Origin of the sequence: Bradyrhizobium sp. CCBAU 53421, from assembly GCF_015291625.1 — a bacterium.
Classification (GTDB): Bacteria; Pseudomonadota; Alphaproteobacteria; order Rhizobiales; family Xanthobacteraceae; genus Bradyrhizobium.
Window position 1 is genome coordinate 6,519,761 of the sequence record NZ_CP030047.1, and the last position, 11,656, is coordinate 6,531,416.

Here is an 11,656-nt window from a genome sequence, read left to right on the forward strand (position 1 = left end):
CCAAAACCAATGCTATCTGTGACCGCCAGCATATGCAGCCGCGGCCGGCATGGTGCCAGCCGCGGTGTCGATAGCGGTCCCTTGAGACCTGAATTCGGTCTTATTGGCCGTGGGTCTTCAGCACCTGGTCGCAGGCGGCGCTGATCTTGCTGCGGTTCTGCTGCAGACAGGCGAGAATGGTGAAATCGCCCTGATCGATCACGGAGCGGCAGTGACGCTGCACGTCGCGCGTGCAGGCCTTCTGCTCGTCGGGTGTACCGCGCCCTTGCTGCTGGGCGAAGGCGCTGGACGAGAGCGGGATCGACAACAGGGCAAGAGCCAAGATAAATTTACGCATCGTATTCCTTCATTTCCGACAGCAGAAAATCTGTTCCCGAAAGGCGGTTCGGCATGGCCGGGACGGATTTTGGGGATTGCAGACGCCACGTAACGCGGCAACGGATTGACGACAAGCACTGCTAAATGCGGCTAAATTTGCGGCGCTGTAAACCCCCGTCTAAGCTATTGATTCACAATTACAATTTGTGCCATCACTTTGTCGCGTTCGGGTATTGCGGATCGCACTCGCGCAAAGCTACATGCCATCACGAGGCCAACGGTTTCTGATTCTGTTCGATGACAGCAGGGCTCGCGCACGCCGCTCCTGTCGTTTGAACCTAACATTCTTGGGTGACACTAAACCTTCGATGCGGCGAGACGCTTTCTTGCGAAAGAGGCGTTGATTTTGATGGGAAATTCACAATGAAACTGTTTGGTTCCAGCCTTTACGGTCAGGCTCTCAGAGCTGTGGGCGTCGGCGCCGCACTGATGCTGTCTGCCTCCGCAGTCCATGCCCAGGCCAGCGGCCCGTTTGCCGGTTTTGCCGGCTCGTGGACCGGATCGGGCACGGTGGCGTTGTCCAACGGCACGACCGAACGCATTCGTTGCAAGGCGGACTACAAGGTCGCGCCGTCGGGCATGAGCCTGAAGCAGTCCCTGCATTGCGCCAGCGACAGCTACAAATTTGACCTCTCCAGCGACGTCACCAGCCAGGGCGACCGGATCTCCGGCAACTGGAGCGAGGCGAGCCGCAACATCTTCGGCAATCTTCAGGGCACCGCCGGCGGCGGGCGGATCGATGTGTTCGTCGAGGCGTCCGGCTTTGCCGCGAACCTGAACCTGCAGACCAACGGCTCCAAGCAGGTCGTTCAGATCGACTCCAAGGGTGAGATTCGCGGCGTCTCGATCACGATGACAAAGAGCTGACGCTCCGCAGCCGATTTCGCAGGCCAACAAAAAGGCCCGTTCCGAACGCTTCGGAACCGGGCCTTTTGCTTTGGATCGATCAAGCCTTCTCGATCGGCGCCGGTTGCCCGCCCTTGCCACGGAGCTTCTGCGACAGGTTGATCAGGAACATCGAGGTCGGCCGCAGGATGAAGAGGTCCGCGACCAGGGCTGCGACCATAGAGAACGCACTGAGCCAGCCGAACAGGCGCAGCGACGGCAGGTCGGAGAACACGGTGACGACGAGGCCGCAGGCCAGCACCACCGTGGTCAGGATCAGCGCAGGGCCGACCAGGACGGTGGCACGCTCCACCGCAAGCTCCGGTGTGACACCGGGCTTGGTCTCGAGCCGCAGGCGATTGAGGAAGTGGATGGTGGCGCTGAGGCCGAGGCCGAACGACACGGTCAACGCCACGACGCTGGCGAATTGCAGCCCCTCCCCGAGCAGCCACAACACGGTGCCTGACAGGACCACCGGGAAGATGCCGGGCAGGATGCAGGAGAACAACACCACGACCGAGCGGAACGCGAGCCCGATGAAGATCGCAACCAGCAGGAATTCGATGGTGAGGCCGTGGTTGAGCTTCTCGATCATGCTGGCGCTGTTGCGCGCGGCAATCACCGACAGGCCGGTCACCGCGATCTCATAGCCGGGATGCTCGGCACGCACCTTGTCCAGCGAGTGATCGAGCTTGTTCACCACCGGAAGCAACTGGCTCGAATCCACATCCGGCACGCGGCCCGACACCACGACCGCATCCTGATTCTTGTCGATGAACCGGCGCACCAGGTGTTCAGGGATCAGGTCGACATACTCTTTCAGCGTCGCGACGTCGTTGCTGCCGGCCTTTTCGGCGAGCCAGCGCCGCAAGGTTTCCAGCGACCAGACGTTGCCGACGCCGGCGCTGTCCTCGACCATCGCATGGACGTCGGCGATCGTCTTCAGGGTCTCCGGCGAGTAGAGCGACTGGCCCTTGGGGAATTCGATCAGCACGTCGACCGGATTGGCGCCGGTCAGCTTGGCATCGAGCCGGCTCGACGCCGCCACCGCCTGCCGCTTGTCGGGCACCTGGTCGGCGAGCCGATAACGCGGTTCGAGATTGGCGTAGATGATGCCGAGGCCGCCGACGACGATCAGCGCGAGCAGACTGAACAGCCCGGGACGGCCGACCATGCGCACCGCGATCCAGTAGCAGAAATTGCGCAGCGCCTGCACACCGGCATCCGCGCTCTGGAACTTGACCGCAAAGATCTTCTCGTTACGCACGAACAGGATGCCGAACACCGGCACCAGCGAGAGCACCGCGACCAGCGCGATGATGGTCGCAGCAAGCCCGGCCTCGCCGAACTTGCGGATCAGGTCGGAATCCGAGAATTGCAGCGCGATGAAGGAAATGCCCGCCGTGCCGTGCGTCAGCACGCAGGCCGGGCCAACCACCAGTACCGCGTTCTTGAACGCCGTGAACTTGTCCTGGCCCGCAATCAGCCGGTCGCGCGCCGCGAATGTCAGCTGCATCGAGTCGGAGAAGCTGATCACCATGATGAGCGGCGTCATCACGTTGAGGAACATGTTGAGATTGAAATTGGCCCAGCCGAGGCCGCCGAGCGCGAGCAGGATCGCGATCATCGGCGGGAACGCCGCCGCCACCATGAAGGATATCTTGCGGAAGAAGATGATGGCGATGACGCAGCCGGCGAGGATGCCGAGGATGTTGTAGGTCAGGCCGTCGCGCTCGACCGCATTGCGGATCTCGAGCTGCATGACCGGAACGCCGGACAGTTGGGCATTGAGCCCGCTGCCGCCGAGATCGTCGGCCATGATCTTCCTGATGTCGCCGACCACCTTGCCGAGCTTGTTGCTGGCGACCACCTCGGGCTCGAGCGACAGCACGACCAGCGCGAGCGTGCCGTCCTCCGACAACAGCTTGCCGCGGATGATCTCGTTGGTTTTGACGGTCTCGACGAACTTGTCGTAGGCCGCGCCCTCGGGCAGCTCATTCGGGAACAGCGCCGCCGGCAGCTTGCCGGGCTCCGGCGCCTGCCGCGCGGAGAACAGCGACACCAGGCCGCGCACGCCCTCGACGAGCTGCAGATCCGTGACCATGTCACGGAGCTTGCCGAGATTGTCGCGTTCGAGCAGCGTCTTGCCTTCGACCACGACGAGGACGTCGAACTCGGTTGCCGGGAAGCGCTTGGTTACCGCCTCATATTGCTTGTAGTCCTTGGATTCGGAGCGGAACAGCTGCGACAGGGAGTCGTCGATCTTGATCCGGTGCACGCCGAACACGGCGCCGATCAACAGCAGAACGAGCACGATGCAGGACAGGATCGGCGCCCGCATCGGGATCAGCCCGAGACGCTCGATTCCGAACGCGATGCTGAGGCCTGACCGCGGCTCTTCGACTTTCTCGACGTGGACCTGACTTTCGGAGTTCTTTTCGAGCATGCCCTGTCCAGTTCTGAAAACGGCTCAATCTGTCTAGCTTGGGTCTAAAGCGCGATGAGATCGGGTTGAATCATCGCGCCTTAGCTTCTTGTTTGCGCATGATCTTTTCGGAAAACCGGTTCGCACTTTTCCGGATCATGCTTCAGAGGCGCGAATGAGGCGGGTGAGCGCGGCTGATCGGCGCTAGTCCTTGAAAACACGCGAATATTGACCGGCGCCGGTTTTACCTGTCCGCCCCTTTGCTCGCAAGCGCGAGGGTACGACCAAATGGGCGAGGAACCACTGATCCCCACCATTAAGTAGCTGATTTGTCACACCCTGGAAGCGCATTCTGGAACGATCCACCACCGCTTTCATCTTTCAACGCGACCCCGGTGATCTGGCGTGCCAGGCCTTCGCGCACAAGCCACGCGATCCTGAACGCGGCTTCCGGATAGCTCAGCCCGGCACGATGGATGTTGGAGATGCAGTTGCGGTCGGCATCGGTGAGGCCGATGCGCGGGGCGAAGGTGAGATAGGCGCCAAGGCTGTCCGGCGCGGACAGGCCAGGCCGCTCGCCGATCAGCATCACCAGCATGCGCGCGCCGACGATGGCACCGATCTCGTCACCGAGCGCGACGCGCGCGCCTGACGCGATGACCACCGCACCGGTGTCGATCCCGTCGGCCACAAGCCGCGGCAACAGGTGCCGGATCAATTCGACGGCATGGGCATTGACCGCGGTCGGCGACAGGCCGTCCCCGATCACGATCGCGCAGGCGCATGCGGTGATGCCGCTCCCTTCCAGCGACCGGCGCGACGCGGAATCCAGCATGCGCCCGAGATCGGGTCGCCGCAGATAGTCGCGCCGGGCTGGTGCCTGGCTCGATACCTCGTGCGGCGCGATGCCGAGCCCGGCAAGACCGGCTGCAATGCCGCTGACGTCGAAGGCTGCGTGAACGGCGTCACGGGCGCGGGCATGGTCGAGCGTGAACGAGAGCAGCGCATCGGTCGGCAGGCTGGCCCCGGACCGGCCTAGACCGACGCGCGCCGGCGTCAGGTCGCGCAAGTCGGGAATTGACGGGGACGATGGCGCCGGCGGTGTCGTCATGCTGTCATTCGGCGGGAACGGACGCCTCGCGCAGCCGGATCGAGTAGTTCGAAGCGTTCTGCCGGCCGCTGGAGGCTGCGCGCGCAAACGTGATCAGATGATGCGCAACCAGCGTCGCAGAGATCAGCCCCTCGATGTCGCCGCGCTTGAGCCGGCCGAGCGCGAACTTCCAGAACACGCGCCTGTAGTCGCCGAGCACGCCGACCTTCCAGAAGATGTTGCGCAGCATGATCAGGCCGCGCCGGATGTTGGCCCAGCTCTTCATCTCCGGGCTGACCGGCACCTTGATGCGGTTGGCGTAGGTGTAGTTGCATTGATGCAGATAGCGCTCGAACAGCTTCGCGGGCTCGTAGGCGATCTCCATGCATTTGCGCCAGGAGCTGACCACATCCTCATAGGGCAGCAGGAACTCGACATTGGAGTCGCGGCCGTCGTCATGGACCAGCCGCCCTGCCTTTTCGAGCCGGTCCCACAGCGGCGTCTTCGGCAGCGCCTGCAGCAGGTTGATGGTGAGCAGCGGAATCCGGGACTCCTCGACAAAGGAGATCAGCGCGTCGCCGGTCTGGGGCTTGTCGGTATCGAGCCCCATGATGATGCCGGACACGACCTCCATGCCGAACGAATTGATGGTACGCACGCCTTCCAGGATCGGAACCATCATGTTCTGATCCTTGTGCATCGCCTTGAGCGCGTCGGGATCCGGCGTCTCGATGCCGACGAAGATCGTCACGAAGAAGGCCTCGCGCATCTTCTCCAGGATCTCGGGGCGCTTGGCGATGTTGAGCGTCGCCTCGCAGGCGAGCCGCGTGACATAGCCGGTCCGCTTCTGCCACTCGATCAGATGCGGCAGCAATTCGCTCGCCGCCTTGCGGTTGCCGATGAAATTGTCATCGACGAAATAGACGGTGTCGGTTGCACCGCAGGCGCGCAGCTTGTCGAGCTCGGCGATGATCTGCTGAGGCGACTTCAGCCGCGGATTGCGGCCATAGAGCCCGGGGATGTCGCAGAACTCGCACTGATAGGGGCAGCCCGAGGAGAACTGGATGCTGCCGAGGAAGTACTTCTTGGTTTCCGCGAGCTCATAGGCCGGCAGCGGGAAATCCGTCATCGGCAGCCGGTCGATGGTCTTCAGCACCACCTGCTGGTCCGGACGGCTGGTGTCCTGCTCCAGGCGCTTGATCAGCTCATTGGTGGCATCGCCGAGCTCACCGACATGAAGGTAGTCGAATGAGGGGTAGTAGTCTGGACAGGCACTGACCGACGGGCCGCCGATCGCGACCACCAGGTCGTGGTCATGCGCACGGTGGCAGATGTCGTTCATCTGCTGGCGCTGGATGTGCATACCGCTGACGAACACCGCGTCTGCCCACTCGAAATCCTCTGCCGTCGCCGGACGCAGATTCTCGTCGACGAAACGGACCGGCCAGTTCTCGGGAAGGTATGCGGCAATCAGCAGCAAGCCTTGCGGCGGCATGAACGCCCTGACGCCGTCGGTCAAAGGATAGGAGTGCTCGAAGGTCCCAAAGGACGACGTATAGCGCGGAAAGACGCAGAGGATACGCCGTGCTGTCTTTATGCCCTCAGCTCTCATCAATCGACCCCGAAGCACCCGCAAATCTAACCATGGCGTGGAACGCTGGGCCAGAAATTCTTCAACATTGTGGCACTACTTAACGTCATAAAGACGAGATAGTTGCTCTGCAGAATTTTCGCCATCCCGTCAGGTCAAGAGCCTGGCAGCGAGGTCGGGAAGCCGCTCCGCATCGGCCACGAGGCGGAAATCCTGCCTGGCAAGGCCGACACGCGCCAGCCAGTCGTCGAATTCGGGCGCCCGCTTCAGGCCGAGCAGGTCGCGGACGTAGAGCGCATCGTGAAACGATGTCGACTGATAGTTCAGCATTACGTCATCGGCGCCCGGCACGCCCATGATGAAATTCACGCCAGCGGCCGCAAGCAGGGTCAGGAGATTGTCCATGTCGTCCTGATCGGCCTCGGCGTGGTTGGTGTAGCAGACGTCGATCCCGAGCGGCAGGCCGAGCAGCTTGCCGCAGAAATGGTCCTCGAGGCCGGCCCGTATGATTTCCTTGCCGTCATAGAGGTATTCCGGACCGATGAAGCCGACCACACTGTTGACGAGCAGCGGATCGAACGCGCGGGCTACCGCATAGGCCCGCGCCTCGCAGGTCTGCTGGTCGACCTGGTGATGGGCGTTGGCCGACAGCGCCGAGCCCTGCCCGGTCTCGAAATACATCACATTGTCGCCGACCGTGCCGCGGCGGAGCGACAGCCCGGCTTCTCGTGCCTCCCGCAGCAGCGACAGGTCGACGCCAAAACTGCGGTTGGCCGCCTCGGTGCCGGCGACCGACTGGAATACGAGGTCGACCGGCAGCCCCTGCCCGATCAGTCCGAGCGTGGTCGTGACATGGGTCAGCACGCAGCCCTGCGTCGGAATTCCGAGCCGCGTGATGACGTCGTCCAGCAGCCGCAGCAGGCTGCCGATGACGTTCGGATCGTCGCTCGCCGGATTGATGCCGATGCAGGCATCGCCGGATCCGAGCAGCAGCCCGTCGAGGATCGAGGCGGTGATGCCCTTGGCATCGTCGAATGGATGGTTCGGCTGCAGCCGCGTGCTCATTCGCCCGCGCAAGCCGATGGTGTTGCGGAACCGGGTCGTCACCTCGCATTTCTTCGCGACCAGGATCAGATCCTGGTTGCGCATCAGCTTCGACACCGCAGCCACCATCTCCGGCGTGATGCCGCGCGAGATCCTGCTGATCGCACCGCCGGTGGCGGCGTCCGACAGCAGCCAGTCGCGGAAGCCGCCGACGGTGAGCGACGACACCGGCAGGAAGCCGGCGACGTCGTGGCTGTCGAGGATCAGGCGGGTGACTTCGTCGTCCTCATAGGGGATGACCGGCTCGTCGAGGAATTGCTTGAGCGGAACGTTGGCAAGTGCGAGCCGCGCCGCGATCATCTCCGCGGCGCTGTCGGCCGCGATGCCGGCCAGGCGGTCGCCGGAGCGCGGCGGCGAGGCCTTGGCAAGCAGGATGCGCAGATCGTCGAATGCATAATTGGTGGCGTCGATGGTGTGACGATAGAGCATGGGAATTCGAGTCGAGGCTGGGGACAGCGTAGCCTAGCACCTCTTTGCGAAAGTCGTGCCATCGGCTTCGCCCTGCGCGCGCGAGACGTTGATGAGTGATGATGATCGCGGCCCGTCATTCAACACGGGCGGCAGGCCGCCGCGACCGACCGCCTCGGCGAGCTGCATAAGACGTTGGTATTATTTAGAGATTTTAACGGTTGCGGCGGCGCCGAACGCACCCGTTAAGAAATTGTCCATGAAGATTTTGCATAAGCTTTAATTGGCCGAAGGTACTCCCCGGCCTCTTGGAGTGCCCTCAATGCCGACCCCCGTCACATCTCCCATCCCCACATCCCGGCCTCCAATGGCATCCCGATTCTCGCTTGCTGCCAGGCTGTACTCGACGTTTGCGCTGATTGCGGCGCTGACCGCGGCCATCACCGTCCTGTCCGACTACAGCGCGCGGCGCAACGCCGAGCTGACCGCGGCCGTCGATCTCGCCAGCCGCGCCGCGCTCAATGTCGAGCGGGTCAACTCGCTGGTCTACGCGGTGGTGATGGAATCCCGCGGCATCTACATGTCGACCGAACCTGCGGCGGTGAAGAAATACGGCGACGGGCTGCTGGCGTTCAACGACCGCATCCTCGGCGTGGTGAGGAATTGGGAAACCCTGGTGCAGGCCGACGACGCCGCGGAGTTCGCGGTGTTCAAGAAGCGCATCGAGCAGTTCATCGAATTCCGCAAGGAGCTGGTCCGCCGCGGCATCGAAATCGGCGCCGCCGCCGGGCGCGAGTGGGGCGACAACGACGCCAACCGCGACGTGCGCACCGCACTGAACAAGGACCTCGAGGCGCTTTCCAAGGTCTACGCCGAGCGCAGCAAGAGGTTGGCGCAGCAGACCGACACCAATCGCGAGCTGGCGCTGCTGTTGACCGGGCTCGGCGCGGCAGCCCTGATCGTGGTGGTGCTCGGCGTGCTGATCATCGCCCGCTCGGTGGCGCGGCCGCTGTCGCAGATCACCACGACCATCAAGCAGGTTGCCGAGGGCGCCGACCACGTCGACGTGCCCCATGTCGGGCGCAGCGACGAGATCGGCGCACTGGCCCGCGCCATCAAGGTCTTCCAGGAGGCGATGGACCGCAATCGTACCCTGAACGCACAGGTCGTGCAGGACTCCCAGGCCCGCGATGAGCGCGGCCGGCATATCGAGCGCTTCGTCGAGACGTTCCGCGGCACCATCGGCGAGGTGCTCCGTGCGGTGCACGACAACGCTACGACGATGCGTCAAACCGCGCAGACCATCGCGACCGTCGCGGCGGACGCCAACGGCCGGGCGGTTGCGGCGGCAGGCGCGACCGAGCAGGCCTCGAGCAACGTCTCCGCGGTCGCAGGTGCGGCCGAAGAGCTCTCCGCCTCGGTCGAGGAGATCGGCCGCCAGGTCAAGCAGTCCTCCGGCGCGGTCGATCAGGCAGGTGTGCGCACCGACCGGTCGATCACCGAGATCGAGAGCCTTGCCGCCACCACGCAGCGCATCGACGGCGTGCTGAGCCTGATCCAGGCGATCGCCGAGCAGACCAATTTGCTTGCCCTCAACGCCACCATCGAAGCCGCCCGCGCCGGCGACGCCGGCCGCGGCTTCGCGGTCGTCGCGCACGAGGTCAAGGCGCTGGCCGGGCAGACCGCCAAGGCAACCGCCGAGATCAGCGAGAATGTCGGCCTGATCCAGGCTTCGACCCGCAACTCGGTGGCCGCCGTGCGCGAGATCGGCCAGGCGGTGCGCGAGATCAGCAACGTCACCGCAAATATCGCCAGCGCGATCGGCCAGCAGGACGCGGCCACGCGCGAAATCTCCGCCAATGCGCAGATGGCCGCCCAGGGCAACGAAACCCTGGTTACGAATGTCGGCTCGCTCCGCGACGACATGGACCAGACCAGCAAGGCGGCGGAATCGGTGCTCGCGGCATCGAATGATCTGACCGCAACCGCCGAGACGCTGTCGCGCGAGGTCGAGCAGTTCTTCCGCAATTTGCGCAGCGACGCCGCCGAGGACCTGCGACGGACCGGAACCTGAACGGATCAGCCGATCTGTCCGGACCCCCACGACGGGGTCCGACCCATCTGGGATGGTTAAGAGTCTGCCAACACAGGCGCGCAAATTGCCCGTGCTTGAGGTCGCCTTTCTCAATTTGATGCCCCTATAGAAAGTGGCAGAGCGCGGGGGCGCGGGGAAGCGGAAGCGAGTAATGAACGGGCTTGTGCCAAAGCCGAAGGCGGTGCCGACCAAACGGCTGCTCGCGCTCGGGATCGGTCTCGTGTTGTGCTTTTCGGCGATCAGCGCGTCCGTTCTCTGGGAAATGGCCGGCAAGGACTATCAGCACGCCAAGGAAGGCGCGACCAACCTCGTCGCCTCCATCGCCAGCGAGATCGACCGCAACATCGAGCTCTATGACCTGTCGCTGCAGGCGGTCGCCGACGGCGTCAAGCTGCCTGAGCTCGGCAAGATCAGCCCGGAGCTTCGCCAGGTCGTGCTGTTCGACCGCGCCGCCACCGCCAAGGATCTCGGCTCGATCCTCGTGCTGAACACGGCGGGAGACGTCACGCTGGATTCCCGGACGTTGACGCCGCGGACCGCAAATTTCGCCGATCGGGACTTCTTCCGGGTGCATCAGGCGCGAGCGGACAACGGGCTGTTCATCAGCCCGCCCTGGATTACCTCGGACGGCGAATATCTGATCAGCCTGAGCCGGCGCATCAGCAATGACGACGGCTCCTTTGCCGGCGTGGTCGCGGGCAGCATGCGGCTCAGCTATTTCCACAATCTGTTTCGCAAGCTGAACTTCGGCGTCGGCGACAGCATGGCGCTGTTCAACACCGATGGCGTGATGCTGATGCGGGCACCGTTCGACATCGGCAAGATCGGTCAAAGCATCAGGGACTCACAGGTTTTCAAGCAGTTCCCCGCACGGCAATCCGGCTTCTACACGACGAAATCGCTCGTCGATCATGTCAGCCGGCTCTATGTCTTTCAGGCGGTCGGACGCCATCCGCTGCTGATCGCCGAGGGCCTCGCGCTCGACGGCATCTATGCCGACTGGTGGCAACAGCTCTGGCTGATCGGAAGCGTGGTGGCGGCGCTCTGCGGCTTCTCGATCGTCCTGATGTTCTACCTGCTGGCCGCGCTCAAACGGCGGGCCGCCGCGGAAGGCCGGCTTGCGCACCTCGCGAGCACCGATGCGCTGACCGGTCTCGCCAACCGCCGCCGTCTCGACGATACGCTCGACGTCGAATGGCGGCGTGGCATGCGGGCAAAGTCGCCGGTGTCGCTGCTGATGATCGACGTCGATCATTTCAAGACCTTTAATGACACCTATGGCCATCAGGCCGGCGACGCCGTGCTCGTCACCGTGGGACAATGCATCGCAACCAGCACCAAGCGCGCAACCGACCTCGGCGCACGCTATGGAGGCGAGGAGTTCTCGGTGCTGCTGCCGGGCATCGGCAAGGCGGGCGCCTTGGAGGTTGCCGAACAGATTCGCGCCAAGCTGACCGCTGCGCGCGAATCCGAACATGGATTGCCGACCGTCAGCATCGGATTGTCCTGCCTCGTCCCTGATCACGAGCGCACGTCGCGCGATCTGCTCAAGGCCGCTGACCTTGCGCTCTATCAAGCCAAGCATGAAGGCCGCGACCGCGTCATCGTCAGCCCGATCGGGTGGGACAAATCGGGCAAGCGGCACGTCGCCTGATCGAGATCGCCGCGGCGCAGCCAAAG

At 63.7% G+C, this 11,656-nt stretch carries 8 protein-coding genes; 3 read left to right on the forward strand and 5 right to left on the reverse strand.

Annotated features, from left to right (window positions below; all coding sequences use genetic code 11):
- Window positions 1-100: 100 nt before the first annotated feature.
- Complete coding sequence (locus XH92_RS30815) at window positions 101-337, reverse strand: hypothetical protein (RefSeq protein ID WP_194455483.1); 237 nt, start codon at window positions 335-337, stop codon at window positions 101-103.
- 404 nt (window positions 338-741) lie between these two features.
- Between XH92_RS30815 and XH92_RS30820 the strand changes: the two genes are divergently transcribed.
- On the forward strand, window positions 742-1,245 hold the full coding sequence (locus XH92_RS30820; protein WP_194455484.1) for a hypothetical protein: 504 nt from the start codon (window positions 742-744) through the stop codon (window positions 1,243-1,245).
- Between the two features lie 79 nt (window positions 1,246-1,324).
- Here the strand turns inward: XH92_RS30820 and XH92_RS30825 are convergent, their stop codons facing one another.
- The 4 genes from XH92_RS30825 to XH92_RS30840 all read right to left on the reverse strand — a co-directional run bounded on the left by XH92_RS30825 (window position 1,325) and on the right by XH92_RS30840 (window position 7,902).
- Window positions 1,325-3,709 (reverse strand): RND family transporter, encoded by a 2,385-nt coding sequence (locus XH92_RS30825; RefSeq protein WP_194455485.1) that lies wholly within the window; start codon window positions 3,707-3,709, stop codon window positions 1,325-1,327.
- Between the two features lie 295 nt (window positions 3,710-4,004).
- Window positions 4,005-4,799 carry an ethanolamine ammonia-lyase subunit EutC gene (eutC, locus tag XH92_RS30830; protein ID WP_194455486.1) on the reverse strand — a complete coding sequence of 265 codons (795 nt, stop codon included), beginning with the start codon at window positions 4,797-4,799 and terminating at the stop codon, window positions 4,005-4,007.
- 4 nt (window positions 4,800-4,803) lie between these two features.
- Window positions 4,804-6,390 carry a B12-binding domain-containing radical SAM protein gene (locus XH92_RS30835; protein WP_194455487.1) on the reverse strand — a complete coding sequence of 529 codons (1,587 nt, stop codon included), beginning with the start codon at window positions 6,388-6,390 and terminating at the stop codon, window positions 4,804-4,806.
- Window positions 6,391-6,519: 129 nt separating this feature from the next.
- Window positions 6,520-7,902, reverse strand: coding sequence for an ethanolamine ammonia-lyase subunit EutB (locus XH92_RS30840; RefSeq protein ID WP_194455488.1), 1,383 nt, complete (start codon window positions 7,900-7,902; stop codon window positions 6,520-6,522).
- 346 nt (window positions 7,903-8,248) lie between these two features.
- On the opposite strand from XH92_RS30840, the gene XH92_RS30845 reads away from it, so the two are divergent.
- Complete coding sequence (locus XH92_RS30845; RefSeq protein WP_194455489.1) at window positions 8,249-9,955, forward strand: methyl-accepting chemotaxis protein; 1,707 nt, start codon at window positions 8,249-8,251, stop codon at window positions 9,953-9,955.
- Between the two features lie 172 nt (window positions 9,956-10,127).
- Complete coding sequence (locus tag XH92_RS30850; protein ID WP_194455490.1) at window positions 10,128-11,630, forward strand: sensor domain-containing diguanylate cyclase; 1,503 nt, start codon at window positions 10,128-10,130, stop codon at window positions 11,628-11,630.
- Window positions 11,631-11,656: the final 26 nt, after the last annotated feature.

What these genes read in the sequence shown, in the direction of transcription:
- XH92_RS30825 (WP_194455485.1), bottom strand. Translation starts at nt 3,709, where the DNA reads ATGCTCGAAAAGAACTCCGAAAGTCAGGTCCACGTCGAGAAAGTCGAA.
- XH92_RS30820 (WP_194455484.1), top strand. Translation starts at nt 742, where the DNA reads ATGAAACTGTTTGGTTCCAGCCTTTACGGTCAGGCTCTCAGAGCTGTG.
- XH92_RS30815 (WP_194455483.1), bottom strand. Translation starts at nt 337, where the DNA reads ATGCGTAAATTTATCTTGGCTCTTGCCCTGTTGTCGATCCCGCTCTCG.
- XH92_RS30845 (WP_194455489.1), top strand. Translation starts at nt 8,249, where the DNA reads ATGGCATCCCGATTCTCGCTTGCTGCCAGGCTGTACTCGACGTTTGCG.
- eutC (WP_194455486.1), bottom strand. Translation starts at nt 4,799, where the DNA reads ATGACGACACCGCCGGCGCCATCGTCCCCGTCAATTCCCGACTTGCGC.
- XH92_RS30850 (WP_194455490.1), top strand. Translation starts at nt 10,128, where the DNA reads ATGAACGGGCTTGTGCCAAAGCCGAAGGCGGTGCCGACCAAACGGCTG.
- XH92_RS30840 (WP_194455488.1), bottom strand. Translation starts at nt 7,902, where the DNA reads ATGCTCTATCGTCACACCATCGACGCCACCAATTATGCATTCGACGAT.
- XH92_RS30835 (WP_194455487.1), bottom strand. Translation starts at nt 6,390, where the DNA reads ATGAGAGCTGAGGGCATAAAGACAGCACGGCGTATCCTCTGCGTCTTT.